28 protein-coding genes are annotated in these 26,048 nt (G+C 70.5%); 13 read left to right on the forward strand and 15 right to left on the reverse strand.

What is annotated here, in order from left to right:
* Positions 1-140 precede the first annotated feature (140 nt).
* The 4 genes from BJ963_RS11420 to BJ963_RS11435 form a co-directional block, all read right to left on the reverse strand.
* The gene (locus BJ963_RS11420) at positions 141-770 is read right to left on the reverse strand and encodes a PadR family transcriptional regulator (RefSeq protein WP_089907836.1); all 630 of its coding nucleotides are present in this window, start codon (positions 768-770) and stop codon (positions 141-143) included.
* The gene (locus tag BJ963_RS11425; RefSeq protein ID WP_089907832.1) at positions 767-1,600 is read right to left on the reverse strand and encodes a DUF4097 family beta strand repeat-containing protein; all 834 of its coding nucleotides are present in this window, start codon (positions 1,598-1,600) and stop codon (positions 767-769) included. The genes BJ963_RS11420 and BJ963_RS11425 overlap by 4 nt, the downstream gene beginning before the upstream one ends.
* A gap of 172 nt (positions 1,601-1,772) precedes the next feature.
* Positions 1,773-2,354 (reverse strand): antibiotic biosynthesis monooxygenase, encoded by a 582-nt coding sequence (locus BJ963_RS11430; protein WP_179456705.1) that lies wholly within the window; start codon positions 2,352-2,354, stop codon positions 1,773-1,775.
* Between the two features lie 87 nt (positions 2,355-2,441).
* A complete protein-coding gene (locus BJ963_RS11435; RefSeq protein WP_179456707.1) occupies positions 2,442-3,488 on the reverse strand; it encodes a LacI family DNA-binding transcriptional regulator in 1,047 nt (348 codons plus the stop codon).
* 324 nt (positions 3,489-3,812) lie between these two features.
* Between BJ963_RS11435 and BJ963_RS11440 the strand changes: the two genes are divergently transcribed.
* From BJ963_RS11440 to BJ963_RS11460, 5 genes are all read left to right on the forward strand, one after another.
* Positions 3,813-5,066, forward strand: coding sequence for a sugar ABC transporter substrate-binding protein (locus BJ963_RS11440; protein WP_179456709.1), 1,254 nt, complete (start codon positions 3,813-3,815; stop codon positions 5,064-5,066).
* Positions 5,067-5,080: 14 nt separating this feature from the next.
* Positions 5,081-6,241 carry a carbohydrate ABC transporter permease gene (locus BJ963_RS11445; protein WP_179456711.1) on the forward strand — a complete coding sequence of 387 codons (1,161 nt, stop codon included), beginning with the start codon at positions 5,081-5,083 and terminating at the stop codon, positions 6,239-6,241.
* Positions 6,238-7,152 (forward strand): carbohydrate ABC transporter permease, encoded by a 915-nt coding sequence (locus BJ963_RS11450; RefSeq protein WP_179456713.1) that lies wholly within the window; start codon positions 6,238-6,240, stop codon positions 7,150-7,152. Before BJ963_RS11445 ends, BJ963_RS11450 begins: the two co-directional genes overlap by 4 nt.
* Positions 7,149-7,892 (forward strand): Type 1 glutamine amidotransferase-like domain-containing protein, encoded by a 744-nt coding sequence (locus tag BJ963_RS11455; RefSeq protein ID WP_179456715.1) that lies wholly within the window; start codon positions 7,149-7,151, stop codon positions 7,890-7,892. Before BJ963_RS11450 ends, BJ963_RS11455 begins: the two co-directional genes overlap by 4 nt.
* 215 nt (positions 7,893-8,107) lie before the next feature.
* The gene (locus tag BJ963_RS11460) at positions 8,108-10,105 is read left to right on the forward strand and encodes a glycogen debranching N-terminal domain-containing protein (RefSeq protein ID WP_246298039.1); all 1,998 of its coding nucleotides are present in this window, start codon (positions 8,108-8,110) and stop codon (positions 10,103-10,105) included.
* Positions 10,106-10,181: 76 nt separating this feature from the next.
* On the opposite strand, the gene BJ963_RS11465 is transcribed toward BJ963_RS11460, so the two are convergent.
* Entirely contained in the window at positions 10,182-11,255 is a 1,074-nt protein-coding gene (locus BJ963_RS11465; RefSeq protein WP_179456719.1) for an NAD(P)-binding domain-containing protein, read from the reverse strand.
* Positions 11,256-11,398: 143 nt separating this feature from the next.
* Between BJ963_RS11465 and BJ963_RS11470 the strand changes: the two genes are divergently transcribed.
* On the forward strand, positions 11,399-11,632 hold the full coding sequence (locus BJ963_RS11470; RefSeq protein WP_089907789.1) for a DUF3073 domain-containing protein: 234 nt from the start codon (positions 11,399-11,401) through the stop codon (positions 11,630-11,632).
* Between the two features lie 36 nt (positions 11,633-11,668).
* Here BJ963_RS11470 and BJ963_RS11475 read toward each other — a convergent pair whose 3' ends face one another.
* The 8 genes from BJ963_RS11475 to BJ963_RS11510 all read right to left on the reverse strand — a co-directional run bounded on the left by BJ963_RS11475 (position 11,669) and on the right by BJ963_RS11510 (position 19,712).
* A complete protein-coding gene (locus BJ963_RS11475; protein WP_089907786.1) occupies positions 11,669-12,283 on the reverse strand; it encodes a response regulator transcription factor in 615 nt (204 codons plus the stop codon).
* The gene (locus tag BJ963_RS11480; RefSeq protein WP_179456721.1) at positions 12,280-13,446 is read right to left on the reverse strand and encodes a histidine kinase; all 1,167 of its coding nucleotides are present in this window, start codon (positions 13,444-13,446) and stop codon (positions 12,280-12,282) included. Before BJ963_RS11480 ends, BJ963_RS11475 begins: the two co-directional genes overlap by 4 nt.
* Positions 13,447-13,477: 31 nt before the next feature.
* On the reverse strand, positions 13,478-14,221 hold the full coding sequence (locus tag BJ963_RS11485; RefSeq protein WP_179456723.1) for an ABC transporter permease: 744 nt from the start codon (positions 14,219-14,221) through the stop codon (positions 13,478-13,480).
* Positions 14,218-15,141, reverse strand: coding sequence for an ATP-binding cassette domain-containing protein (locus BJ963_RS11490; RefSeq protein ID WP_179456725.1), 924 nt, complete (start codon positions 15,139-15,141; stop codon positions 14,218-14,220). The genes BJ963_RS11485 and BJ963_RS11490 overlap by 4 nt, the downstream gene beginning before the upstream one ends.
* Before the next feature lie 68 nt (positions 15,142-15,209).
* Positions 15,210-16,466, reverse strand: a complete 1,257-nt coding sequence (locus BJ963_RS19530; protein WP_179456727.1) for a Calx-beta domain-containing protein — start codon at positions 16,464-16,466, stop codon at positions 15,210-15,212.
* Between the two features lie 60 nt (positions 16,467-16,526).
* Positions 16,527-17,648 carry a phosphoribosylformylglycinamidine cyclo-ligase gene (gene purM, locus BJ963_RS11500; RefSeq protein WP_179456729.1) on the reverse strand — a complete coding sequence of 374 codons (1,122 nt, stop codon included), beginning with the start codon at positions 17,646-17,648 and terminating at the stop codon, positions 16,527-16,529.
* A gap of 43 nt (positions 17,649-17,691) precedes the next feature.
* Positions 17,692-19,263: an amidophosphoribosyltransferase gene (purF, locus tag BJ963_RS11505; protein WP_179456731.1), complete on the reverse strand. Its 1,572-nt coding sequence runs from the start codon at positions 19,261-19,263 to the stop codon at positions 17,692-17,694.
* Positions 19,264-19,292: 29 nt separating this feature from the next.
* Complete coding sequence (locus BJ963_RS11510) at positions 19,293-19,712, reverse strand: hypothetical protein (protein WP_089907766.1); 420 nt, start codon at positions 19,710-19,712, stop codon at positions 19,293-19,295.
* A 100-nt stretch (positions 19,713-19,812) separates the two neighbouring features.
* Between BJ963_RS11510 and BJ963_RS11515 the strand changes: the two genes are divergently transcribed.
* From BJ963_RS11515 to BJ963_RS11540, 6 genes are all read left to right on the forward strand, one after another.
* Positions 19,813-20,196: a hypothetical protein gene (locus BJ963_RS11515; RefSeq protein ID WP_343037265.1), complete on the forward strand. Its 384-nt coding sequence runs from the start codon at positions 19,813-19,815 to the stop codon at positions 20,194-20,196.
* A 44-nt stretch (positions 20,197-20,240) separates the two neighbouring features.
* Positions 20,241-20,606, forward strand: a complete 366-nt coding sequence (locus BJ963_RS11520) for a hypothetical protein (RefSeq protein WP_343037266.1) — start codon at positions 20,241-20,243, stop codon at positions 20,604-20,606.
* 26 nt (positions 20,607-20,632) lie between these two features.
* The gene (locus BJ963_RS11525; protein ID WP_231946995.1) at positions 20,633-21,007 is read left to right on the forward strand and encodes a hypothetical protein; all 375 of its coding nucleotides are present in this window, start codon (positions 20,633-20,635) and stop codon (positions 21,005-21,007) included.
* Positions 21,008-21,144: 137 nt separating this feature from the next.
* On the forward strand, positions 21,145-22,221 hold the full coding sequence (locus tag BJ963_RS11530; protein ID WP_179456733.1) for a Tle-like phospholipase domain-containing protein: 1,077 nt from the start codon (positions 21,145-21,147) through the stop codon (positions 22,219-22,221).
* A 19-nt stretch (positions 22,222-22,240) separates the two neighbouring features.
* Positions 22,241-22,603 carry a hypothetical protein gene (locus BJ963_RS11535; protein WP_179456735.1) on the forward strand — a complete coding sequence of 121 codons (363 nt, stop codon included), beginning with the start codon at positions 22,241-22,243 and terminating at the stop codon, positions 22,601-22,603.
* Positions 22,600-22,947 (forward strand): hypothetical protein, encoded by a 348-nt coding sequence (locus BJ963_RS11540; RefSeq protein ID WP_179456737.1) that lies wholly within the window; start codon positions 22,600-22,602, stop codon positions 22,945-22,947. The genes BJ963_RS11535 and BJ963_RS11540 overlap by 4 nt, the downstream gene beginning before the upstream one ends.
* On the opposite strand, the gene BJ963_RS11545 is transcribed toward BJ963_RS11540, so the two are convergent.
* Positions 22,941-23,297 (reverse strand): sterol carrier family protein, encoded by a 357-nt coding sequence (locus tag BJ963_RS11545; RefSeq protein WP_179456739.1) that lies wholly within the window; start codon positions 23,295-23,297, stop codon positions 22,941-22,943. The two genes, BJ963_RS11540 and BJ963_RS11545, sit on opposite strands and share 7 nt — an antisense overlap.
* A gap of 68 nt (positions 23,298-23,365) precedes the next feature.
* Here BJ963_RS11545 and purD point away from each other — a divergent pair, with 68 nt between their 5' ends.
* The gene (purD, locus tag BJ963_RS11550; protein WP_179456741.1) at positions 23,366-24,622 is read left to right on the forward strand and encodes a phosphoribosylamine--glycine ligase; all 1,257 of its coding nucleotides are present in this window, start codon (positions 23,366-23,368) and stop codon (positions 24,620-24,622) included.
* Between the two features lie 82 nt (positions 24,623-24,704).
* Here the strand turns inward: purD and BJ963_RS11555 are convergent, their stop codons facing one another.
* Positions 24,705-25,949, reverse strand: coding sequence for an FAD-binding protein (locus tag BJ963_RS11555; RefSeq protein WP_179456743.1), 1,245 nt, complete (start codon positions 25,947-25,949; stop codon positions 24,705-24,707).
* Positions 25,950-26,048 lie beyond the last annotated feature (99 nt).

The following is a 26,048-nucleotide window of genomic DNA, read 5'->3' on the forward strand; positions in this document are numbered from 1 at the left end:
CCTGTCGTTCTGCAAAGACTGGGGCCTGCTCCTCCCGGGCGCGCTCCCCCGCGGATTGCCGCGGCGGAACGACCCGAAGAGGTCTCACTGGGAGCTGGATGAGCATTTACTGACTCTTTCCCCAAGTGGACGAATCGCGGTCAGCGTCGGCCGATCGCCTCGATGAGCACGCGCCGGACACGGTTCAGCTCGTCCGTGAGAAGCGGGACGATGTCCGCTGGGAGCGCGCCGCGAGCGGCCTGGTAGCGGAGGTCCGTCCGGAGCTGCTGACGGAACTCGTTCAGCACCGCCTCCGCCTCGCGGGCGGCCGCGTTGCCGGCGGCGCGCGCATCCCGCCCGGCGTCCCGAGCCTCCTGACGGGGATCGACCCGGGAGCCGTTGCGCTTCGCCTCGCGAGCGGCGGAGGCGAGCTCGGCCCGCAGCGTCCGCATGGCGTCGTTCACTCCGGCGCGCACCTCGTCGGCCAGGCGGCGCACCGAGTCGGTGACCTCGTCCTCGATCGCGTCGAGCTCGGGTCTGCGGGCCTCCAGCTCGGCGCGGCCGGCATCGGTGATCTGGTACACCGTCTTCCGGCCGTCGACCGCCTTGGTGACGAGGCCCTCCTCCTCCAGCTTCGCCAGCCGGGGGTAGATGGTCCCTGCGCTCGGGCTGTAGGTGCCGCCGAACCGCTCGGTGAGGGCCTGGATGAGTTCGTAGCCGTGGCGCGGCGCCTCGTCCAGCAGGCTCAGCAGGTAGAGCCGGAGGCTCCCGTGCGAGAACACGGGAGTCACGCCGATGCCTCCGCACCGTGCGCGGCGCCTGCGCTGCGGAGCACCGCGGCGTCGCCGGAGACCGAGTTGATGCTGATCTCGACCCAGGTGCCGTCGAGCGTGCCTGCTGTGCCGGTGTATCCCTTGCCCATCCCGCCGACGACGGTCATGTTGTCGAGCTGCACCTTTCCGGAGACGGTGTTGACGCGGTAGCGGGCGCCGACGGCCTCCGGGATGCGGATGGTCGTGTCGCCGGAGACCGTGTTGACGGCGATCTCGTCGGGCGTTCCCGTGACGTCGATCATGACATCCCCCGAGACCCCGTCGGCCGAGAACCGGCGGATGGCCCCGGTCGCCGTCACGTCGCCCGAGACGGTGTGGGCGACGATGCGCCCGGAGTGATCGCGGACCGACAACTCGCCGCTGACCGAGTTGAGCTCGATGTCACCGGTGAGGCCGTCGGCGACCACGTCGCCGGAGACGGTGCTGAGGCGCGCGTCCGTGTGGAGGCCGGAGACAAGCGCGGTCGCCGACACCACGCCGAACGTGAGCGCGACGTCCCGCGGCACGAGGATGCTGACGTCGGCCCGCGCGCTGGAGCGCATGGATTTGAAGACCTCGATGAAGTTGTCCCAGCGCAGCTGCGGATGGTCGATCTCGAGACGGTCGCCGTCCACCACGATCTTGAGGTCGCGCCCGGTGACGGAGTGCACCTCGATGCGCGCGCCGGGGTCGTCGTGACCGACGATGTCGATCTGGCCGCCGAGGAACCCGACCTTGAGGGCGCGGACGACCTCCACGTCGATCGTGCGGCTCTCGCCCGGCTGGATCAGCCACTTCTCCTGTGCCATGCTTCCTGCTCCTTGCTTCTCCGGCCCGTGCCGGGGCCGTCGGTGACTCGCGTTATATCGCGACTGTTGACGGGATCACGATATATCGCGAGTGGAGAGGATGCAAGGGTTCGATGCCCTGAATCCGCGGATTCAGGGGAGGGTCAGGGAGAACCCTGAGCCGGCCCGCCGGTCAGCGTCGCAGCCACGGCTGCAGCAACCGCGTGACGAACGGCAGGAGCAGGTACGTCATCGTCGGCGTCAGGCACAGCGTGGTGATCAGCACCGTCGCGATCGGCCACAGCTCGTGCCAGCCCGGGACGACGGAGGTGACGAGGGTCGTGAACAGGAGCGACAGCGGGAAGAAGCCCAGCCAGATGGTCACGGCCTGCTTCCAGCGCGGCGGAGCGGAAGGGACGCCCGGCTGCGGCGCATCGAACCAGCCCTCGATGCCCGTGCGGCGCTCCACTCGGGCCACTTCCACCAGCTCGCGGCCCTCGTACAGCCAGTCGGCGCGGTCGTCGGAGGCCTCCCAGGCCTCCAGCGTGTCGGCGTCCGCGAAGCGGTAGAGCATGTGCCACTCGTCCGAGTCGGCGTGGGCGCGCACCCAGCCGGACCCGAGGAACCCGTCGTAGCCGTTCGCGAGGTTGACCCCGGACTGGACCCACCTGGTCACTTCGGCGAGGCGGTTGCCGTCGACACGGCGGGTGATGGAGACGGTGACGGGAAGGCGACGCGCTCGTGACGCATCCAGAAGCGGCTCTTGTGGAGACATGCCTCCATTGTCTCCACGGCGCGTTACGCGCGGATTTCGGGCCGCTCAGTGCCCGAAGGTCGATGCCGCCGGGTCAGCGTCGGCCGGTCAGCGCGGCCCGATCAGCGGCGGGCCGTCGCGGACCACCAGCCGCGGCGCGACCAGCCGGTGGCGCGGGTCGGCGACCTCCTCGTCCGGGCGGACGCGGCCGCCGTGCGCGCCGGTGAGCAGCTCCAGCACGCCGGCCGCCACCTCGTCGAGCGGCTGGGCCACGCTGGAGAAGCCGAGGGAGGCCGCGACAGGCGTGTCGTCGTAGCCCACGACGGGGATGCGTCCGCCGGCGACCGTGAGCACCCCGAGGGCCAGGGAGTCGGAGGTGCACACCACGCCGTCGACCGGCCCGCCCTGTGCCTCCAGCCGGCGGATCGCGTCGGCGCCGAACGGCACGCGGTCCTCGGCCGCGACCTCGAGCAGGCGCAGCTCGTCGTCCGTCAGCCCGCTGCGCTCGCGCATCGCCTCGAGCCAGCCCTCCCGGCGGTCGTCGCCGGTGCCGGATCCCGCGGGCCAGCCGATGAACCCGATGCGCCTGCGGCCCTGGGAGAGCAGGTGCGCGGTGGCGTCGCGGAGCCCGGAGCGGCCGTCCACGTCGACCCAGAGGTGCTCCGGATCGGTCATGTCGTCGATCCCCCACGGCCGGCCGAAGGTCACGAAGGACTGCCCGTGCTCGATCAGCCACTCCGTCCGAGGGTCGCCGTGGAAGGTGGAGGTGAGGACGAACGCGTCCACGTCCGCGGCGTCCGAGAGCCGGCGGAACTGCTCGATCTCGTCGTCCGGCCCTGCGGCCGTGAACAGCAGCATCCGCAGGCCCTGGCGGTCGGCGCGCTCGGTGAGCGCGTGCAGGAAGCGGTCGAGGATGCTGCCCGAGATGCCGTCCTGTGTGATCGGGTCGAGCCGGATGCCGATGGTCGAGCTCTTCTGGGTGCGCAGGCGGCGGGCGGAGGCGTGGGGGCGGTAGCCGAGCGAGTGGATGGCGGCCTGGACGCGCTCGCGCGTCTCGGGGCGGACGAGTTCCGGGGCGTTGAGGACGTTCGATACCGTCTGGCGCGACACCCCCGCGACCCCGGCGACATCGCTGACGGTCGGCTGCGAACCCATCGCGACTCCCTCCTCCGGCGGCTGGATATGACCCTACTGGTCTGCTTGACACCCCGTGAACGTCGTGATTAGTGTGACAAGCATCCCGCTTTGATCGTTCAAAGTCACCGTAGCAGGTGAAAATTTGATCGATCAAACCGCGGGAGGGACGGGCCAGGCACGGACGAGGAGGTCACAATGCACGCATTGCTGCGTCGCATCAGCGCCTCCGCCGTCCGCCGAGTCGTCCACAACCAGCACCATCCTCGGGTTGTCCACGACCTCCCCCACCCTGCACGCGTGCGCCCCCTCCGGCGGGCACACTCACATCAAGGAGAGACACGAATGCGCAAGATCACCCATCGCTGGCTCGCGGGCGGCGCCGTCGCCGCCGCGGCTGCGCTCACCCTCACGGCCTGCGGCTCCGGCTTCAGCGGCGGAAGCACCGGCGGCGACACCGGAAAGCTGACGTCGTCCGACAAGGCGCTCAGCGTCATGATCGGCTCGTCCGGCGACGCGGAGACGGCCGCGGTCAAGTCCGCTGTCGCCGACTGGTCGAAGAGCTCCGGCACCAAGGCGTCCGTCGTCGCCGCGAGCGATCTCAACCAGCAGCTCTCGCAGGGCTTCGCGGCGAAGAAGCCGGCCGATGTCTTCTACCTCTCCACCGACGCTCTGGCCGGGTACGCCTCCAACGGCTCGCTGCTCGCCTACGGCGACCAGCTGAGCAACAAGAGCGACTTCTACCCGAGCCTGGTGAAGTCGTTCACCTACGACGGCAAGTTCTACTGCGCCCCGAAGGACTTCTCGACGCTGCAGCTCATCATCAACACCGACGCGTGGAAGGCCGCGGGCCTCACCGACGCCGACATCCCCACGACATGGGACCAGCTGGAGTCGGTCTCCAAGAAGCTCACCACCGGCAGCCAGGTCGGCCTCGGCATCTCGGGCGAGTACGCCCGTGTCGGGTCGTTCATGGTCCAGGCCGGCGGCAACCTGATGAACGACGACAGCACGAAGGCCACCGCGAACAGCGACGCCAACGTGCAGGCGCTCGACTTCGTGAAGAAGATGCTCGACGGCGGCGAGCTCAAGTACGCGAAGGACCTCGGCGCCGGCTGGGGCGGCGAGGCGTTCGGCAAGGGCCTCGCGGCCATGACGATCGAGGGCAACTGGATCACCGGAGCCCTGAAGTCCGACTTCCCGAACATCAAGTACAAGGTCGCGGAGCTCCCGAAGGGCCCGGCCGGGCAGGGCACCCTCCAGTTCACCAACTGCTGGGGCATCGCTGCCGACAGCCCCAACCAGGCCGCAGCGCTGAAGCTCGTCGAGAAGCTCACCAGCAAGGACGACCAGCTCGCCTTCTCGAAGGCCTTCGGGCCGATGCCGTCGATCAAGTCGGCCGCCGACGAGTGGAAGTCCGCCAACCCGGACCTCGTGCCCTTCCTGAACGCAGCCGACTACGCCAAGGGCGTTCCGACCGCGAAGGGGTCCGCCGACGTCGTGACCGACTTCAACAGCAAGCTCGAGTCGCTGGCGACCGGTGACCCGAAGGCGATCCTCGACGCCACGCAGAAGAACCTCGAAGCTCTGCTGAAGTAAGGAACCCACCCGTCATGTCCACAACCACGAGTCGGTCTCGTCGCACCGGTCTGCGGCGCGGCGAGGCCGCCTCGGGGTGGTTGTTCACCGCCCCGGTCATCCTGCTGCTCGGCGTCTTCCTGGTCATCCCTGTGCTCATGGCGCTCTGGGTCAGCTTCTCCGACTGGGGCGGCCGGGGCAGCCCGTTCTCTTCGAACGTGAACTTCGTCGGCTTCGACAACTACGCGAAGCTCCTCTCCGGCGGCGGCCTCGCCGAGCAGGACTTCGGCATGTCGCTGAAGAACAACGCCTGGTACGTGGTGCTCGTCGTGCCGATCCAGACCGCGGTGTCACTCGGGCTGGCCGTGCTCGTGAACCGGGCGATCCTCCGCGGCCGCGGGTTCTTCCGGACGGCGTTCTACTTCCCGTCCGTGACGAGCTCCGTCGCCATCACCGTGCTGTGGCTCTTCCTGTTCAGCACCAGCGGCGCGGTCAACAAGGTGCTGTCGTGGGTCGGCATCCACGGCCCGAACTGGTTCAACGACCCGTCGGGCATCATCCACGACCTGCTCGCCGTCTTCGGCGTGACGCAGGGGCCGGCAGCGCTCACGCAGAACACGGCACTCGGCGTCTCCTGGTGGGACTGGCTGGGCGGGCCGTCGGTGGCCATGACGGCGTACATCATCATGGCCGTCTTCACCACGAGCGGCACGTTCATGCTGCTCTTCCTGGCCGCGCTGCAGAACCTCGGCGGCGACATCACGGAGGCGGCGATGATGGACGGCGCGAACGGCTGGCAGCGGTTCTGGCGCATCACCCTCCCGCAGCTGCGCCCGACTTTGTTCACCGTCCTCACGCTCGGCCTCATCGGCTGCTGGCAGGTGTTCGACCAGATCTACACCGGCACCCGGGGCGCGCCAGGCAAGACGACGCTGACCCCTGCGTTCCTCTCCTACCAGACCTCGTTCGTCAACCAGGAGTGGGGTCAGGGCGCCGCAATCGCCTTCATCCTGTTCGTCATCATCGTCGTGTTCACCCTGCTGCAGCGGTGGATCCTGCGCGAGCGCTCGGTCTCCAAGAGGCGGATGCGGCTGTACCAGCCGGCGCTCGCGGCCGGCACGGGTGCGGCGGGTGCGCCGAGCAGTGTGCCGTCCTCGAGCAGCGACGACTCCGAGCGGAAGGGAGCGAACCGATGAGCTCCACCACGATCCCGACGGAACAGCGGTCCACCGCTCCCGCCCCGACACCTCCTCCGGCGCGGCAGCGACGCCGGCGCTCGACGGCGACGATCGTCGCGACCTCCGTCACCTACGCGGTCCTGATCGCGCTGGCGGCGGTGTACATCATGCCGTTCCTCATCCAGGTGGCCACGTCGTTCAAGACGGACGCCGAGGCGACGGCCAACCCGGTGGCGCTCATCCCGCAAACCTTCACCACGGCGGCGTACACGAAGCTCTTCGTCAACTCCGACTTCCCGGTGTGGTTCGCCAACTCCGCCGTGGTGACCGTCTTCGTCACCCTGGGCAGGGTCTTCTTCGACTCGCTCGCAGGCTACGCGCTCGCCCGGCTGCACTTCCGCGGCCGGACGATCGTGTTCGCCGCACTGGTCGCCGTGATGTCCGTGCCGATGGTCGTGCTCCTCATCCCCAAGTTCCTCGTCATCAACCAGTTGGGCATCTACGACTCCTACACGGGCATGATCCTGCCGCTGCTGACCGACGCCGCCGGGGTCTTCATCATGAAGAACTTCTTCGAGTCCATCCCGGCGAGCGTCGAGGAGCAGGCACGCATCGACGGAGCCGGCACCTTCCGGGTGTTCTGGTCGATCGTGCTCCCGATGGCGCGTCCGGCCCTCATCACGATCATCATCCTGTCGTTCCAGGGATCGTGGAACGAGCTCGCGCACTTCATCGTCTCGACGCAGAGCCCCTCGCTCACGACGCTGACCAAGGGCGTCGCCGGGCTGGCCAGCGGCCAGCTGAGCCAGGGCAGTCAGTACCCGCTGAAACTGGCGGCGGCCGCGATCATGACCATCCCCGTCGCCGTGCTGTTCTTCATCTTCCAGCGACGGATCATGAACTCGAGCGAGGGGGCGGTGAAGGAATGACCGCGACGGAACCGACCATTCTCGCCACGTGCGGCGGGCTGACCGGCGGCGAGTGGACCGACTCGGTGTACGGTCCGCTGCTGCACCACGCCATCGACCTGGCGCAGGTGCACGGACGCGCGCCGCGCGTCACCCACATCAACACGGCAGGTGGTGACCAGCGCCACGTCGAGGGCGCCGAACTCGAGGCGGCCCGCGCCGCCGGGGTCGAGGCGACGCACCTCCGGCTGTTCCCGCATCCCAACATCGCCGACGTGCGCACGCACCTCCTGACGCAGGACGTCGTCTGGGTGAGCGGCGGCAGTCTCGTGAACCTGCTGGCCGTCTGGCGAGCTCACGGCCTCGACCGGCTGCTGGCCGAGGCGTGGCGGAGCGGTGTCGTGCTCGCCGGGGGATCGGCGGGCGCCCTGTGCTGGCACGAGGGCGGCACCACCTCCTCCTTCGGCCCCGGGATCTCGGCTGTCCGCGACGGGCTCGGTCTGGTGCCCGGCTCGCTCGCCGTGCACTACGACTCCGACCCGAAGCGACGTCCGGCGCACCAGCGTGCCGTGGCTGACGGAACCTTGCCCGACGGGTACGCCCTCGACGAAGGGGCCGGCCTCGTCTACCGGGGCAGCTCGCTGGTCGACATCGTCGCCGAGCGACCGGGCGTGTCCGCCTGGCGCGTCACCCGCGTGGGCGACGGCGTGCGCGAGGAGCGCCTCGAGCCCCGCCTGCTCACCGAGGAGGCCGCCGCATGACCCGCGCCACCGGGACGGACCGCGAGCCGGCCGGAACTCCCCGGGCGGGAACCGCAGCCGCTCCCGTTCCCGCATCCACCCCCGCTTCCCCGTCCACCTCGGCTTCCCCATCCACCCCCGCTTCGCCATCCACCCCCTCCGACGAACGAACGACCGAACAGCACGCCGGCTCCACGCGAGCGCCCGGCGACGAACACGAAGGCACGACCCTGACGATGACCCAGCCCCTCCAGCCGCTCCTCCACGACAGCGTCGTGGTGCTGACCGCCCCCTCCCAGGCCTGGTCGGCCGCCGACGGGCGGATCGACGGGCACGGCATCCACGGCTTCTACCACTCCGACATCCGGGTGCTCGATCGCGCCCTTCTCGCGGTCGGCGGTGCAACGCCCGAGCACATCGCCACGGCATCGCCCGCCGCCGCGTCGACGGTCTTCACCGCACTCGCGCGCGGCATCGACGACGCCACGGCGGACCCCCGCGTGCGCATCGACCAGCGACGGACCGTGGACGCCGGAGCGCTCGGCGAGCGCATCGTCGTTCGCAACGCGCTGGGCGACGACCTCCGCACCACCGTCGAGGTGGACCTGCGCGCCGACTTCACCCCCATGCAGAAGGTCAAGGCCGGGCTGACCGGGAGCGAGCATCCCGTGACCCTCGAGCGTTCCGAGAACGACACGGTCGTGATCGGCAGCGGCCCGGTCACGGCCCGCGTGTCGGCCGCCGGCGCCGCCATCGCCATCGACGGACCGCGCGTGACCCTGCGCTGGGAGATCGAGGTGCCCGCGCACGGAGACGCCGTCGTGGAGTGGAGCACCACCGTCGACGACCCATCGGCCGTCGTGGCCGGCGCGGAGCCGTCGCAGGAATGGTCCGCCTTCCGGGCGTCGACCGGCGACTCCCGGCTGTCGTCCTGGCTCGATCGCGCGATCGCCGACCTGCAGGCGCTGCGGATGTCGACCGTCGAGCACCCGGACGACGTCTTCCTCGCCGCGGGGGCCCCGTGGTTCTTCACGCTGTTCGGGCGCGATTCGATCTGGGCGGCACGCATGCTGCTGCCGCTCGGCCACGAGATCGCGGCGTCGACGCTGCGGGTGCTCGCCCAGTACCAGGGCACGGAGACGGTCGCCGAGACCGCGGAGCAGCCCGGCAAGATCATGCACGAGCTGCGGCCGGGGGCACTGGTGATCCCCGGCGAAGGCGTCGTCCTGCCGCCCCTGTACTACGGCACCGTCGACGCGACGGCCCTGTGGGTCTGCCTCCTGCACGACGCGTGGCGCTGGGGCATGCCCCGCGACGAGGTCGAGGCGCTGCTCCCCCACCTGGAGGCGGCCCTCGCCTGGATGCGCGACGACGGGGACAGCGACGGCGACGGCTTCCTCGAGTACATCGACACGACCGGGCACGGCCTCGCGAACCAGGGCTGGAAGGACTCGGGCGACTCCATCCAGTGGCGGGACGGAACGCTGGCGGACGGCCCCATCGCCCTGTGCGAGGTGCAGGGATACGCCTACGAGGCCGCTGTCGGCGGCGCGGCGCTGCTCGACGCCTTCGGCCGCCCGGGCGGCGACGACTGGCGCCTCTGGGCCGCCGAGCTGAAGCAGCGATTCGCGGACGAGTTCTGGATCGCCGACCCCGCGGGCGCCTACCCCGCGGTCGCACTCGACGCGGCCAAGCGCAAGGTCGACACCGTCACGAGCAACATCGGTCACCTCCTCGGCACCGGCATCCTCGACGAGGAGCAGGCGGCCCTGGTGGCGCGCCGCCTCGTCTCGCCGGAGCTCTCCTCCGGCTACGGTCTGCGCACCATGTCGACGGACTCGGGCGGCTACTGGCCGCTCAGCTACCACGGCGGCTCGGTCTGGGCCCACGACACGGCCATCGCGATCACCGGGCTCGCGCGCGACGGATTCCGCACGGAGGCCGCCCAGCTCTCAGACGGGCTCCTCGCCGCGGCGGCCGGCTTCGGATACCGGATGCCGGAGCTGCACTCGGGCGACAGCGCCGCGGAGAGCAGCGCGCCCATCCCCTACCCGGCGGCGTGCCGGCCGCAGGCGTGGTCGGCGGCGGCAGCCGTGGCCGTGCTGAGCGCCCGGCTCGGGCTGCGCGCGGACGCCCCCGAAGGACACTTCGACGTGCGTCCGGACGCCTCGGCGGGCGGCATCCGTGTGGACGGCCTCCGTTTCAACGGCGAGTCCCGGTCCGTCACCGTCTGACGCACGATCGAGTCGTGAGTCGTCGCCGGTATCGGCGCCGAGTGGCGACATGATGTCGCACCTCGGCGCCGGTCGGTCAGAGCTGCGCCATGATCTGGCGCGCGATGATCCGGCCGGCGCGGTTCGCGCCGATCGTCGACGCCTGCGGCCCATACCCGGCGAGGAATATGCGGGAGTCCTGCCAGGATGCTCCCGACGCGACGGTCAGGCCGCCGGTCTTCTCCCGCAGGTGCAACGGGGCGAGATGACGCAGCTCGGGACGGAAGCCGGTCGCCCAGATGATGGCGTCGGCGCGGGTGAACGAGCCGTCCGGCCAGCGCACGCCGTCCTTCTCGATGCGGGTGAACATGGGCCGCTCCGTCAGGACGCCGCGCTCGACGCCCGCGGCGATCCGGCGCGTCCGCGGCACGCCCGTGCCGCTCACGATGGACGGGAGCGCCTGCCCGGCGCGCGCCGCAGCGTCCTGCATGGCCACGGCCGCGACCCCGCCCTCGATGGTGAGCTCCGACTCGTCGCGGAAGTCGACCGGCCGCCGGGTGGCCCACGCCAGCGACTCCGCGACGCCCTCCAGCTCCAGCAGGAAGCCGATCGCGCTCGTGCCGCCGCCCACGACGACCACCGACTGGCCGGCGAACTCATCGGCCGACCGGTACGTGGAGGTGTGGACGTGACGCCCGGCGAAGTCGTTCATCCCCGGGTAGTACGGCACGAACGGCGAGCCCCAGGTTCCGGAGGCGTTCACCACGATGCGCGTCGCCGTCTCGCCTGCGCTGTGCTCGACGACGAGGTCGGCGCCCCGGTCGGACACGCTGTGCACGGAGACCGGTCGCTGCACCTGCAGCCCGAAGTGGTCCTCGTAGCGGCGGTAGTAGCCGGCGACGATGTCGCGCGCCGGGAGCGATCGGTCGGCCGTCTCGAAGCTGAGACCGAGCTCCGACATCCCGGGCAGATCGTTCACGTGATGGGCGCTGCCGAGCTTGAGCGCATCCCATCGGTGCTGCCAGGCTCCGCCGGTCAGGGGACCGCGGTCGTAGACGATGAAATCGACGCCGGGGGTCAGCTCGAACCGCCGCAGATAGTAGGCGACTGCGAGGCCTGCCTGGCCCGCGCCGATGACCACCACCTGGGTCTCGGTCCTGGTCGTGCTCACACGCTCATCCCATCACCTCTCGCTGTGCGGGAACTCGGGGGTCCGTGATGTCCGCATGCTAAACTCCATGCTAGTTTTCACTGTTTCTATTCGATCCCCGGGGAGCCTCTCTCGCCCGGGCTGGGACCAAAAGGGGGTCACGCATGGGGCGCGGCCGTCAGAAGGCAAAACACACCAAGATCGCACGGCAGTTGAAGTCGTTCAGTCCCAATGTGAACTACGACGCTTTGGAGCGTGAGCTGACCGGCCACGCCCACGGCGACGACGAGCAGTATGCGAAGTGGGCCGAGTACGAGGCGGAGGATGAGACCGAGTCCGAGGACGCCTACGCGTACGAAGACGAGGACGAGGAGACGGGCACTCCGAAGCGCGCCTGAGCGCTGACCGGCCGCACCGACCCCAAGTACGGAGCCTCAGAGCCATCCCTGGCGCGTCGCGATCGAGACGGCCTCCGAACGATTGCGGGCGCCCGTCTTGCCGATCGCGCTGGAGAGGTGGTTGCGCACGGTCCCGTCGCTGAGGTGCAGCCGCCGGGCGATGTCCGAGATCGTCCCGCCCTCCGCGGCCACCTCGAGCACCTCGGCCTCCCGCAGCGTCAACGGCGATGCGCCCGAGGCGAGCGATTCCGCCGCGAGCGCGGGGTCGACCACCCGCAGCCCGGAGGCGACCCGGCGCACCGCGTCCGCCAGCTGGCCCGACGGGGTGTCCTTGACCACGAACCCGGAGGCGCCGGCCTCCATCGCCCGCCGGAGGTATCCCGGCCGGCCGAACGTGGTGACGATCAGCGACCGGCAGGCGGGGACCGCGGCTCGCAGCAGCGCAGCCGCCTGGATGCCGTCCGCGCCGGGCATCTCGACATCCAGCAGCGCGACCTGCGCCCCTGACGCGCGCGCCGCATCCACCACCTCGTCGCCCCTCCCCACCTGCGCGACGACCTCGAGGTCCGGTTCGAGGTCGAGCAGGGCGGCGAGCGCGCCGCGCACCAGGGCTTGATCGTCGGCCAGCAACAGCCGGATGGTGTCGGTCACGTCGCCCTCCGCACGCTCAGCAGCGTGCCTCCGCGCGGCCCGGCTCCGACCGCGATCCTGGCGCCGACCAGGGCGGCGCGGGCACTCAGCCCGGCAAGCCCGGAGCCCCCGTCGGCGACGCGCGAGACGTCCGCCCCCACCGGCGCCGGTTCCTGGGCGCTCCCCTGCGGGCCACGCCCGTCGTCTTCGATGTCGAGACTCTCCGGCCCGACGGTCACCCAGCAGTTGCGTGAGCCGGAGTGACGGATGACATTGGTGACGCCCTCCCGGAGCACCCAGCCGAACAGCTCGCGCAGTTCTGGCGCGACCTCCTCGCCGTTGCGGGGAAGGTGCGCCTGGATGTCGGCGGCGGCGAGGCCGGCCTGCGCCGCGGCGAGCTCGGTCGACAGACTCATCTCGCGGTACCCGGCGACGGCGGCGCGCAGGTCGGCCAGTGCCGAGCGGCTGAGGCGCTCGATGTCGGCGATCTCCTCCACGGCGCGGTCCGGGTCGGTGGGGATGAGTCTGCGCGCCAGCTCCGACTTCACCGTCACGACGGTGAGCGAGTGGCCGAGCACGTCGTGCATGTCGCGCGAGAACCGGGCCCGCTCTTCGATGACGGCGAGCCGAGCGATCTCGCCCTGGGCGTTGCGCAGACGCCGGAGGGCGTCGAGCTGCCGGGCGAACGCGCTCATCATCACACCGATGGACACGGTGACCAGCGCGATGAACCAGTCGTCCTCCACGGTGCCGACGACCGTGAAGACGATGAGCTGCAGAGCGCCGAGGGAGCCGATGATCGTCAGGGCGATCGGGGTGCGAGCGATCACCATCCCGACCGCGCACGCCACGTAGACCCAGGTCCAGCAGGCGACGACCCCGATCAGCGGGAAGAGCGTCAGCGTCAGCGCGAAGTAGAGCCCGACGCCGATGTACCGCCTCGGCTCGCTCTCCCACCAGAGGAGCGGCGGGAGCACGAGGAAGGCGACGTAGACGACGGCGAGCAGGGCCGTGGTGCCCAGCTTCTCGCCGACCGTTCCCGACGAGTTCCACAGGGCGATGAGGACGGAGACCTGGTAGAGGAGGCCGATCATCGCTCCGGGGTACCAGCGGTACGCCGCCGGGTGGGTGAGCCGGGCGCGCCATCCGACCGGACGGACCTCCAGCATCTCGCGCGAGAACACGTTGCTACCTTAGCCAGCGGCCCAGCGCCGCTCAGCCCCGGGCCGCATCCCGCCGGTAGCGCCACACGATGAGCGCGCCGAGCGCGAGCGCCCACGCGGTGAGCACGATCGCCGGCGTGAGCGCGTCGCCGCTCTGCAGCGCGCCGAGCTGACCGACGCGGTTGAGCCAGTACGACGGGACCGCCTTCGCCACATCCGCCACCCAGGCCGGGAAGAGCTGGAGGGGGATCCACAGGCCGCCAAGGACGGCCATGCCCATGAACACCGCCATGAACAGCGGCTGAGCGAACTCCGGCTTGGCGAGCTGCCCGATCAGGATGCCGAGCAGCGCGAACGGGATGACGCCGCACCAGATCCCCAGCGCCGCGAGAATCCAGCTGCCCGCGGAGAGGTGGGGATGGTAGAGCGCGATGGAGACGCCGATGATGACGACGATGCTGAACAGGGCGAGCGCCAGCGCGGCAACAAGCTTCGACACCAGGTAGCCCGTGCCGGTCAGCGGGGTGATGCGCAGCTGGCGGTTCCACCCGATCGAACGTTCGGTGACGATCTGGAACGCCTGTGAGAGGGCGGACATCATCCCGCCGTACGCAGCGACCTGGATGGTCGTGACCGCGATCCAGGGGAGGTGCGTCGCCGCATCCACCTGCCCCGCGCCGCCGAAGGTGCCGCCGAAGGCGAAGAGCATCACCAGCGGCACGGCGAGGGTGAAGATCATCGCGCGCATGTTCTTCAGCTGACGGAGGGACTCGCGCCCCAGGTAGGCGATGCTCATGAGAGGGCTCCTTCCGTGTCGCGCGCCTCGGTGAGAGCGAGGAAGGCCTCGTCCATGGTGTGCGCGGTCACTTCGATGTCGTGGATGTCGTCGTGCGTGGGGATCAGGGCCCGCAGGGTGGCGTCGGAGTCGTCGCTGATGAGGGTCAGCACGTCCCCGTGCCGGTCGGCGCTTCGGACCCCGGGGAGCGCGGCGAGCGCGGCGGTGCTCGCCGGGGTCTCCGGGAAGGCGGCGGTGGCACGGATGCGACGGCCGGAGACGACCGCCTTGACCTCGGCGGGCGTGCCGTCGGCGACGATCCGTCCGCGCGCCATCATCACGATGCGGTCGGCATACTCGTCCGCCTCGTCGAGGTAGTGGGTGGCGAACACGACGGTGCGCCCGGCGGCCGTGAACGCGCGCATCGACTGCCAGAAGGTGCGGCGCGCCTCCACGTCCATCGCCGCCGTCGGCTCGTCGAGGAACAGCAGGTCCGGATCGGAGACCACGGCGACCGCGAACCGGGCGCGCTGCAACTGCCCGCCGGACAGCTTCGAGACCCGCTGGCGGGCGATCTCGGTGCACCGCGCCCGGTCGAGAGCCTCGGCGACGCTGAGCGGGTGCCGGTGCGCGGCGGCGACGAGCGCCACCGACTCGGCCACCGTCAACGTCGGCAGCAGGGCGCCGCCCTGGAGCATGGCGCCGACCCGGCCGGCGGCGACGGCGTCGCGCGGAGGAGCGCCGAACAGCTCGACGCCGCCCGCGGTCGGTCGCGCGAGCCCGAGTGCCAGGTCGATGGTCGTGGACTTGCCGGCACCGTTGGGGCCCAGCAGGGCGACGACCTCACCCGGGCGGATGCTCAGGTCGACGCCGTCGACGGCCGTGAGCGCGCCGAAGGTCTTGCGCAGGCCGGACAGATGGATGGCGGGTGTCTCGTTCACCTCTCCAGGCTGCCGCTGACCGCCCGGCGACGAGCAGAGCGGGTGTCAGGATCTGCGGGTGACGTTTGTCATGTCCGCGCTTCGCGCATCCCCGCGGCACGGACGAGCCCGAGGACGCCGAGGATGCCGCCGGCGGTCAGCAGGATTCCGCCGAACAGCAGGGCGAGGTCCTGTCCGGTCGCCGCCGTCGCGCCGGGCCCCGCCGTCGGGTCGTCCGGCGGGAGCACCGAGGAGACCGCGGCCGCAGCGTCCGCGTGCGTCTTCCCCGCTGCGGACGCGGGGGTCGCGGCGGGGACGGCGGGCAGCGCCACCGTCGCGGAGGCGGTGGTCACCGCGGTGGATGCGCGCTGCAGGAGCACGAAGAAGGTCACGGCGGCCGAACCGGCCGGCCGGGAGGCGAGCGGCACCCGGACGGTCGCCGACGTCTGACCGTCGGCCAGTGCGACCATCGTGGCGACGGCCGTATAGTCGGCACCCGCGCGCGCGGTGCCGTCAGCGGTCATGACGTCCACCGTGGCGTCGCCGACCGTGGAGGAGCGGGCGACGGTGACGAGCACGCTGGTGCTCCCGGCGACGACGGAGTCGGTGGCGACGGTCAGGGGAGCACTCGGCGCCGTCGCCGTGAACGCGGCCGTTCCCACTGCGGCGAGGAGGCCGGATCCCTGCTCGGGCTGGAAAGCCGCCGTGACGGTGTGCGCGCCCGCGGCCGAGACCGGGAGGTCGGCGCGGGCGACCCCGCCGGCGGAGACCGCCGCCACGACCGGCGCGCCGCCGTCGAGGGCGAACGCGACGGTCCCGGAGCCCGGGGCGGCGAGCAGCATCCGCGTGACGGTGGCCGAGACCGAGACGGTGGCGCCGGCCGTCACGCGCGTCGGCGTGCTGATGGTGACGGCGGTCGCCGCCGTGCACGCGGGCGCGGAGGTGAAGTCGGTCGTCGTCGCGCCCAGCAGCCAGGCGAGCGCGGGCTCGGCTGCGGCATCCAGGGTCAGCAGCCAGACGCCGTGGTGCTCACCCGGGTCGAAGCTGGACGGCTGCCCGCGGTCGGCTGCGCCCGAGGTGAGGTCGTTGGCTCCGCTCCCCGCCGGGACCGAGACGGGCGCGGAGGCGGTCGAACGGTAGCCGAGCACGACCGTGCGGGCGGCGACCGCGCCGAGCGGCGCATCCTGCACGCAGTCGACGAGCGGCGTGAGGGCATCGGACGGCGCCGGCTGTGCGGCGACCGATTGCGCCGCCAGGGCCGGAGAGGCCGCCGCGATCCCGAGGCCGGAGAAGACCGCCAGGGTGAGCGCCGACGCCAGGCGGAAGCGGGCGTGCGGTCGGCTCACACGCGTCACTCTAGCGGGAGGACGCCCGGTCGCGCTCCGACCAAAAAGGGTGACGTGCGGTCAGCCGGCGTAGGAGCCGACGAGGCGGACGGCGCCGCCGTCGACGCCCTTGGCGCCCTGCTCGAAGCCGGTCAGGTCACGTGCGGCGGTCGAGACGGTGCCAGCGCGCCAGGTCGGGATGCCGTCGGCCGTGATCGCCGCGGCCACCGCGTCCGCCGCATCCGGTGCGACGACCGCGAACATCCCGATGCCGAGGTTCCAGGTGCCCTCGCTCGACTCGAGCGTGTTGCCCGCCAGGTCGCTCAGGATGCGGAAGACCGGCGTCGGCGACCAGGTGGAGCGGTCGATCTCGACCCACGAGCCGACCGGGAGCACCCGGGCGAGGTTCGCGGCGATGCCGCCGCCGGTGACATGGCTGAGGGAGTGGACGGCGCCGGTCAGGGCCGGGTCCTGCAGCACGCGCAGCAGCGGCGCGGTGTAGAGACGCGTGGGCTCCAGCAGGGTCTCGCCGACCACGCCGCCGAACTCGGCCGACCGGTCGGTGAACCCGATGCCGCGGGCCGCGAGGATGTGGCGGACGAGCGAGAAGCCGTTGGAGTGGAGACCGGACGACGCCATCGCGAGCACGACGTCGCCGTCGCGGACGCGGTCGGCACCGAGCACCGCATCCGCCTCGACCGCGCCGACCGCGGCGCCCGCGACGTCGTAGTCGTCCGGGCCAAGCAGCCCGGGGTGCTCGGCGGTCTCACCGCCGACGAGGGCGGTGCCGGTCTCCGCGCATGCGGTCGCGATGCCCGCGACGATCGCGGCGATCCGCTCCGGGACCACCTTGCCGCACGCGATGTAGTCCGTCATGAAGAGCGGACGGGCTCCCACGACGACGATGTCGTCGACGACCATCCCGACCAGGTCCTGTCCGATCGTGTCGTGCTTGTCGAGCGCCTGCGCGATGGCGACCTTCGTGCCGACGCCGTCGGTCGAGGTGGCCAGCAGCGGGCGGTCGAAGTCCTTGAGGAACGAGACATCGAACAGCCCGGCGAACCCGCCGACCCCGCCCAGCACCTCGGGACCGTGGGTGCGGCCGACGGCGGCCTTCATCAGCTCGACGGCCCGGTCGCCCGCTGCAGTGTCGACGCCGGCGGCGGCGTAGGAGGCGGACGAGGAGGCGGAGGAGTCGGTCACCGCTCCATCGTATCCGTGGCCCGCCGGCACCGGAAAAGCGGTCCTACTCCTGGCGTCCGGGGTCGCCGAAGCTCAGCAGCGGCTCCAATTCGGAGTCAGGGCCGGGCTCGCAGCCGTCGGACGTCGCGTCGGAGCCGTCGTCCGTGTCGGCGACGTCCGGGCGCTCCAGCAGGTTCTTGCCGAGGTGGTGTGCATCCGGCAGCTCGATCGGGTACTTGCCGGTGAAGCAGGCGGTGCACAGCAGCTCGCGCGGCTGCTCGGTCGCGTCGATCATGCCGTCCTCGGAGAGGTAACCGAGGCTGTCGGCGCCGATCGACTGGCGCACCTCGTCCACCCCGAGGCCGGTGGCGATGAGCTCGGCGCGGGAGGCGAAGTCGATGCCGTAGAAGCACGGCCAGGTGATGGGCGGGCTCGAGATGCGCACGTGCACCTCGGCCGCGCCGGCCTCGCGGAGCATCGACACCAGGGCGCGCTGCGTGTTGCCGCGCACGATGGAGTCGTCGACCACGATCAGGCGCTTGCCCTTGATGACCTCCTTCAGCGGGTTCAGCTTCAGCTTGATTCCGCGCTGGCGGATGGTCTGCGACGGCTGGATGAACGTGCGGCCGACGTACGAGTTCTTGACGAGGCCCTGACCGAACGGGATGCCGGACGCCTGCGCGTAGCCGATCGCCGCGGGGGTGCCGGACTCGGGGGTCGGGATGACCAGGTCGGCCTCGACCGCGTGCTCGCGCGCGAGCTGGCGGCCCATCTCGACGCGGGCCTCGTAGACGCCGCGGCCGGAGATCGTGGTGTCGGGGCGCGCCAGGTAGACGTACTCGAAAACGCATCCCGCGCGCTTCTCGCTGGCGAAGCGCTTGCTGCGGAGGCCGTTCTCGTCGATGGCGATCAGCTCGCCCGGCTCGACCTCGCGGACGAAGCTCGCGCCGACGATGTCGAGGGCCGCGGTCTCCGAGGCGACGACCCAGCCGCGCTCCAGACGACCGAGCACGAGCGGGCGGACGCCCTGCGGGTCGCGCGCCGCGTAGAGGGTGTGCTCGTCCATGAAGACCAGGCAGAAGGCGCCGCGCAGCCGCGGCAGCACCTCCAGGGCGGTCGACTCGAGCGTGTGGTCCAGGTCGCCCGTGAGCAGCGCGGTGACCACCGCGGTGTCGGTCGTGTTGCCCCGGCTGAGCTCTCCGTCGTGCTGCGGGTACCGCTCGTGGACCAGCTGCATCAGCTCGGCCGTGTTGGTCAGGTTGCCGTTGTGGCCGAGGGCGACGGTGCCGCTCGCCGTCGAGCCGAGCGTCGGCTGCGCGTTCTGCCAGCTGGATGCGCCGGTGGTGGAGTAGCGCGTGTGGCCGACGGCGATGTGGCCGGGCAGCGAGTTCAGCGCGTTCTCGTTGAACACCTGCGAGACGAGGCCCATGTCCTTGTAGATCAGGATCTTGTCGCCGTCGCTCGTCGCGATGCCTGCCGACTCCTGCCCGCGGTGCTGGAGCGCGTAGAGCCCGAAGTAGCTGAGCTTGGCGACCTCCTCGCCGGGGGCCCAGACGCCGAAGACGCCGCAGGCGTCCTGCGGTCCCTTCTCGCCGGGTAGCAGATCGTGACTGAGAAGACCGTCGCCTCCGGCCACAGCGGACCCCTTTCAGGATGTCGGGATGTTCAGCTCTGGGTGTCGCTCGTGCTGGTGTCGTTCGTGCCGGGCTCCGGCTGCGAGCCCTCACGCCGCGCGGGCGACGACCCGGGCTCGGGGACGCGCACGTCGATTCTATCCGCCTGGACGCTGCGCGCTCGACGGGCGGTCACCCGGTCGAGCACCAGGGCGACGATCGCGCCGACGGCGACCCCCACGGCCACGCCGATCGCGAGCAGGAAGCCGAAGACGGAACCGCGGTCGTAGGTCGGGTTCTCGGGGAACGAGAAGGTGAGGATGAGCGCCACGATCGCGAACAGGACGGCGCCGGTGATCATGAACCGGAAGTAGCGCGGCGACCGGCGCACGCGGACCTCGGCGGGCGTGACGGTCTCCTCGATCCCGTCCGGCTCCGGCGTCTGCTCCGGGTCGGCCGGACTGTCATTCATGCATCCATTTTCACAGATCGAAACTGAACGACCGTCGGGCGTCATGGATGCGGGGATGGTGCGTCTCTAGGTGTGAGAGGCGTTGGAAGGGGGTGCGGGCGTGGCGAGGTATCGACAGGTCGTCGTCGCGCTTGCCACGGGTGTCACGACGGGACTGGGCGGGTGCTCGGTCTTTCGCGGAGTGGTGAACCAGCAGCTGACCACGGAGGAGAACTTGGCGAATCAGCGGACGGTGGCGCTCCAGACCATGCGCGACTACCCGAATCCGGCGCTTGAGTCGATCCGGTTCACATCCGAGGGACACGTCAATGGTGCGGGCGACTGGAACGCCAACGCCATCGTCACTATTGAGGGGAAGGAATACAGAGAGCTTCTTGGAATTCACCTCTCCGGGGGCGACATCTTTCCGACACTCCCACCGGGATCAGTGGCAGGTCCGGTCACCATCTCCTACAGCAACGGGACGTCGGAGGTGCTGACGTGACGTACTGCCGTCGACGCGTGCGGATAGTCGCGGCAGCGCTCGCCGTGACCATCGCCGCAGGAACAACCGCAGGCCTGAGCGGCTGCTCGATCTTTGGAGGAATCGTGAACCAACAGCTCTACACCGAGGACAACCTCGCGAACCAGCGGAAGGTCGCCAAGCAGACCATCCGCGACTACCCCCACCCGGCGTTGGAGTCCATCAGATTTACGTCCGAGGGCCATGTCAACGGGGCGGGCGACTGGAACGCCGATGCCGTCCTCATGATTGACGGAGAGGAATACCAGGAGCTCCTCGGAATCCTTCTCTCTGGGGGCGATGAAGTTCCTTCCGTGCCACCGGGATCATCCTCACCGCACGGTCCGGTCAAGGTCATCTACAGCGATGGAACAAGTGAGGTGCTGAAATGACGCTGCACCCCCGATTGCATAGACCAGTGGCCAGGGCAGCGCTCGTCACGGTGATTGCGGCAGCAATCACGACCGGCTTGGGTGGCTGTTCAATCGATGGAGGAAAAATGAATCACCAGCATTCGACGAATCTGGCGAATCAACGCAAAGCTGCGATCGAGTTCATTGGCTCTCACCCTGAAGTCGAGGCAATCGCCTTCACCCGGGAGGGCAGCGTCAGCGGCAGCGGGACATGGGCTGCCAATGCTCTCGTGTCCGTGGGTCAGGTCGAATACCAAGCGATTCTGGGCATCGGAATCGGTTCGACCTCTTGGGAGCCCTGGCCAACCGGGGTTCCTGCTCCTACCCCGATGCGCGTAGCTCTCACGTACAGCGATGGCACGTCCGAGATCGTCAAATGACTTCTGACTCCGACGACGCAGCAATCGCGAACGAGGTGTATTCCGCGGACCCCGGCTGGACAAATCCGCCCATAGCTAAGGGCAGACATTTCACCGACGGCCAAGGCGGCACCACATTCGAAGTCATCGACGAGCCCGTGAACGACCCCGTAACGGGGTTTCAGGCGATCACGGTGGCGCCCCTGGTCAACGGCACGCCGGACCTCTCCCGCCTGTACGTCTCGTACGCCGGGACGAACCCCGCCCACCACGGCGACCTGAACACGGATGCGCAGACGGTCATCGCGGGCAGAGTGATGGCGACACAGACCGAGCAGGCTGTGAAGTACGCCACGGAGATGCAGGCCAAGCACCCCGGCGCGAGCTTCACCACCGTCGGCCACTCGCTGGGCGGGTACCTGGCGATGTATGTCGCGGCGGAGAAGCACTGGTCGTGCACCAGCTTCAACGGCCCCGACCCGTGGGAGCACCTGTCCCCGCAGGCACGGAAATGGGTCGAGCAGCAGCACGCTGCCGGAGAGAATCCGCTCCGCAACTTCCTGAACGAGTGGGATGCCATCGGCAACGCGCACGGCAACGGCACCGGCGCAGCCATCTACGTCACAGGCAAACCGTTCCAGGACCTCCTCACCAACCACAACCTCTCCACCGGCTTCCGCTTCGACGGCAGCGGTCGGATAGAAGGCGCCGGAGTTCCCGCCCGCAACTCGTACCAGATCACGGAGAACCTCCTCCACGCGGTCCCGCCGATGCTGCGGGAGCCGCTGGCCGTGCTGGTAGCCGGCGCCCTGACCGCCCTCCAAGTACCCGTGATCGGGGAATCCGCGGGCCGGTCCGCCTCCACGGTCATGGTCATGATGGACACGCTGGCGGCCACCTCTCTGGCCTCCAACATTTTCAGCGCCGCCGACATCCTGACCACCATCAAATCCGTGAACGAAGGGCTCACCGCGCGGATGCACCTGGACCTGCTCGAGGCCAAGAACAGCGCCTTCACGATCCCCTTCCTCACCCAGGCGGACATCGAGGACTGCGTGGTCACCGAACGGCTGCGGGTGGAGGACAACATCGACGAGCACGCCGTCCAGGCGGTCAACCGCCGCATCGACGACCACGTCGACACCATCCACTCGCTCTACAACGGCATCAGCAACGCCGTCGTCCATGCCGGCGAACAAGACGCCCGCTGGGCGTCGGCGTTCGCCGGCCGGTAAGCGGACGAAGGAGCGAGCCGTGTCCGAATACTTCTCGAACCAGACCGGTCAGAACCTCGAGGATCTGATCGCGGGGATCGGCGAGGGCCTGGAAGGCACCGCCGAGGCCGTACAGGCGGCGATCGACGACATGATCCACTCCGCCGCCGTCGGGCTCCTGCACTCGATGCTGCCGCCGATGGTGCACGTCAAGAACGCGACGACGAGAGCCACCGCCTGGACGACGGTGCAGGGGCTCTCCGCGGAGGTCTTCCTCACCGTGACCGGTGCCCGCGTGGACACCGCCGTCCTCGCCGGTCAGGTCGCCCAGAAGGTGGAGCACGGAGTCGGCCGCATCACCGCGAACCTCGACTACACGGGCGGGGTGAACAGCATCACATGACCGAATTCCACAGCATCGGGGAGCTCGAAGACGCCCACGAGCGCGAGGCGTCGGCCGCACGCGACCGGATCGAGCAGGCGGAAGAGCACATCCACTACTACCGCTCCCAGATGATCCGCATGCAGGAGCACTTCTACGGGGTCGCCCGTTCGGCGGGTGTTCAGGACGACCCCGGCTTCCAGTACGAACTTCGGCGGGTCACCGCTCGCATCGACGAGGACGTATCCGCGGCGACCCGGGTGGTCATCCGCTTCGACGACGAACTCACGGACCTGGCCGCGCGCCAGCGCCGGGAGCGCGAGGACCTCCAGCAGCGTCTGCGCCGGACCGGCGCGGGTCAGTAGCGCAGCGGGACGAGTCCCTCCAGCGACGCGCGCTGGCCGGAGGCGTGGACGGCGCCGGAGGCGAGCCCTTCGTCCCACGTCATCGACCCGGAGGCGAGGGCCAGCCAGGTGGCGGCATCCGTCTCGATCACGTTCGGCGGCGTCCCGCGGGTGTGCCGCGGACCGGGGATGCACTGCACCGCGCCGAACGGAGGCACCCGCACCTCGACCGTGTTGCCCGGGGCGCGCTCCGCCAGGAGCTGCAGCAGGTACCGCACGGCCGTCGCCGTGGTGTTGCGGTCGGCGCCCCCCGCGACGGCCGCGCGGACGGCCGGGCCGCCGACCTCGTCCGCGATCTTCGCTCTCGCCATGGCATCCATCCTTCCACCGCAGCGACACGAGGCCGGAGTGCCGCATCCACTCCCTCTAGCATGGTGGCGTGAAGATTCTCGTCCTCGGTTCCGGTGCCCGTGAGCACGCCATCATCACCGCACTGCTCGCGGAGGAGGCGCGCCACGACATCGTGGCCGCGCCCGGCAACGCCGGCATCGCGCAGGACGTGCGCGTGGAGCCGTCGCTCGATCCGCTGGACGGGGTCGCGGTCACCGAGTACGCGCTCGAGCACGGCATCGAACTGGTCGTCATCGGCCCGGAGGCTCCGCTCGTCGCCGGCGTCGCCGACCCGCTGCGCACCCGCGGCATCCCGGTCTTCGGCCCGGGAAAGGCGGCGGCCCAGCTGGAGGGGTCGAAGGCGTACGCGAAGCGGATCATGGATGCGGCCGGCGTTCCGACAGGCCGTGCCGTCCGCGCGGAGACGCTCGCCGAGGCCGAGCGGGCGCTCGACGAGTTCGGCGCGCCCTACGTCGTCAAGGCCGACGGCCTCGCCGCGGGCAAGGGCGTGCTCGTCACCGAGGAGCGCGAAGCGGCCGCCGAGCACGCGACGCACTGGCTCCGGCACGGCGGAGTGCTGATCGAGGAGTTCCTCGACGGGCAGGAGGTCTCGCTGTTCCTGCTCAGCGACGGCCACGACGTGCTCCCGCTCTCACCCGCGCAGGACTACAAGCGGCTGCTCGACGGCGACGCCGGCCCGAACACCGGCGGGATGGGCGCGTACTCGCCGCTGCCCTGGCTGCCGGAGGGCTTCGTGGACGAGGTCATCGACACGATCGCGCTGCCGACCGTGCGCACGATGGCGCGCGAGCAGACGCCGTTCATCGGCCTGCTCTACTGCGGGCTGATCCTGACCGACCGCGGCATCCGCGTGATCGAGTTCAACGCGCGGTTCGGCGACCCGGAGACGCAGGTCGTGCTCCCCCGGCTCGTCACGCCGCTGTCCACGCTGCTGCACGCGGCGGCGACGGGCGGCCTCGGCGGTCTGCCCCGGCCCGAGTTCGCCCTGGACACGGCCGTGACCGTCGTGCTGGCCAGCGAGGGGTACCCCGAGGCGCCGCAGACCGGTCGGCCGATCACCGGTCTCGGCGAGGCGGCCGCCGTGCCCGAGGTGACGATCGCGCACGCGGCGACCGTTCTCGACGAGGCGACCGGGGAGCTGCTCGCGACCGGCGGACGCGTGCTGTCGGTCGTCGCGCGCGGCACCGGCTTCGCCGAGGCGCGCTCGCGGGCCTACGCGGCGCTCGACCGCATCCACCTCGAGGGCGCCCAGTACCGCACCGACATCGCCGCCCGCGTCTCCTGACCCCGCCCCACCGTCGAGTACGCAAAAACTGCACGCCCCAGCGGCGTTTCGTGTGCAATTTGTGCGGACTCGACGGTGGGGGTCAGGGGAGGAGGCGGGTGAGGAAGGGGTTGCGGAAGCGCGCGGCGGGGTCGAAGCGGGCTGCGAGGGCCGCGAAGTCGGCGAGGCGCGGGTAGAGGGACGGGACGACGCGGTCGCGATCGACGTAGAGCTTGCCCCAGTGCGGACGCGCGCCGAGCGGCAGCAGCGCGGCCTCGAGCTGCGGGAGCACGGCCTCGACGCCGGCCTGATCGCGGAACCACGTGAAGTGCAGACCCACCACATCCGTCCCGTACGCGCTGGACAGCCAGAGGTCGTCGGCCGCGACGGTGCGGATCTCCGAGATCTGCAGCAGCGGGGCCACCACCGGCGCGAGCGCGCGGACGGCCTCGATCGCCTCGACGGCGCGAGCCCGCGGCACCAGGTACTCCGACTGGATCTCCTCGCCGTTCGACGGGGTGAACTCGAAGCGGAAGTGCGCAAGGCGCTCGCTCCACGGGCCGACGACACCGAGCTGCTCGGTGGTGTTGCGCACATCCATCGTCTGGATCATGTGCCGCGGCTCGGTCAGCGCGGGCGCTCCGAAGAAGTCGTCCTCGATCAGCGAGTCGACCCCGTCCAGCTCCTTCAGCCAGGCGAGTGAGACGGCCTCCTCGTCCCACGTCGTGAAGAGGCTCACGCTGTAGGCGGAGGAGGTGACCTCGTCGAACCGGTCGATCACGGCCTCCCACGGCACGCCGCCGAACAGCCGCTGACGCGCATCGTACGTCGGCCGGATGTCGAGGGTCACCTCCGTCACAACGCCGAGCGCCCCGAGGCCGACGACGGCGCCATCGAATCCCTCGTCGCCGCGCCGCACGTCGACGAGCTCGCCCGTCCCCGTCAGGATGCGCAGGCCCGCGACGGCCGTGGCCAGGTTGCCGTTGCGGTCGCCCGAGCCGTGCGTCGCCGTGGCGACGGCGCCGGCGACCGAGATGTGCGGGAGGGACGCGAGGTTGTGCAGCGCCCATCCCGCGTCCTGCAGCACGCGCGCGAGGTCGCCGTAGCGGACGCCGCCGCCGACCGTGACCGTCCGTGCGGCCTCGTCGATGCGGACATCGCCGGGCAGGCCGGCGGTGCTGATGAGCAGCCCCGGGGTGTCGGCGAGGTCGTTGAAGGAGTGCCTGCTGCCGAGGGCGCGCACCGCGGGGGCGCTCAGCACCAGCTCCCGGAGTTCGTCGATCGTGTCCGGCCGGGCGATCCGCTCCGCCTGGTACTCGTAGTTGCCCGCCCAGTTCTTCTCGGCCATCGAGGTCCTCCCGGTTGGTCGTCGGGCGGCCATCCGCTTCGATCGACATCCCCATTCTAGGAATGTGACCGGGCACATGACGCCGCTCCCCGATCCGCA

The organism is Leifsonia soli (assembly GCF_013408745.1).
GTDB classification, from domain to species: domain Bacteria; phylum Actinomycetota; class Actinomycetes; order Actinomycetales; family Microbacteriaceae; genus Leifsonia; species Leifsonia soli.

Coding starts and splice junctions, on each gene's coding strand:
- BJ963_RS11425 (WP_089907832.1), bottom strand. CDS start 1,600: ATGGCACAGGAGAAGTGGCTGATCCAGCCGGGCGAGAGCCGCACGATC.
- BJ963_RS11430 (WP_179456705.1), bottom strand. CDS start 2,354: ATGTCTCCACAAGAGCCGCTTCTGGATGCGTCACGAGCGCGTCGCCTT.
- BJ963_RS11435 (WP_179456707.1), bottom strand. CDS start 3,488: ATGGGTTCGCAGCCGACCGTCAGCGATGTCGCCGGGGTCGCGGGGGTG.
- BJ963_RS11440 (WP_179456709.1), top strand. CDS start 3,813: ATGCGCAAGATCACCCATCGCTGGCTCGCGGGCGGCGCCGTCGCCGCC.
- BJ963_RS11445 (WP_179456711.1), top strand. CDS start 5,081: ATGTCCACAACCACGAGTCGGTCTCGTCGCACCGGTCTGCGGCGCGGC.
- BJ963_RS11450 (WP_179456713.1), top strand. CDS start 6,238: ATGAGCTCCACCACGATCCCGACGGAACAGCGGTCCACCGCTCCCGCC.
- BJ963_RS11455 (WP_179456715.1), top strand. CDS start 7,149: ATGACCGCGACGGAACCGACCATTCTCGCCACGTGCGGCGGGCTGACC.
- BJ963_RS11460 (WP_246298039.1), top strand. CDS start 8,108: ATGACCCAGCCCCTCCAGCCGCTCCTCCACGACAGCGTCGTGGTGCTG.
- BJ963_RS11470 (WP_089907789.1), top strand. CDS start 11,399: ATGGGGCGCGGCCGTCAGAAGGCAAAACACACCAAGATCGCACGGCAG.
- BJ963_RS11485 (WP_179456723.1), bottom strand. CDS start 14,221: ATGAGCATCGCCTACCTGGGGCGCGAGTCCCTCCGTCAGCTGAAGAAC.
- BJ963_RS11510 (WP_089907766.1), bottom strand. CDS start 19,712: ATGAATGACAGTCCGGCCGACCCGGAGCAGACGCCGGAGCCGGACGGG.
- BJ963_RS11540 (WP_179456737.1), top strand. CDS start 22,600: ATGACCGAATTCCACAGCATCGGGGAGCTCGAAGACGCCCACGAGCGC.
- BJ963_RS11545 (WP_179456739.1), bottom strand. CDS start 23,297: ATGGCGAGAGCGAAGATCGCGGACGAGGTCGGCGGCCCGGCCGTCCGC.
- BJ963_RS11555 (WP_179456743.1), bottom strand. CDS start 25,949: ATGGCCGAGAAGAACTGGGCGGGCAACTACGAGTACCAGGCGGAGCGG.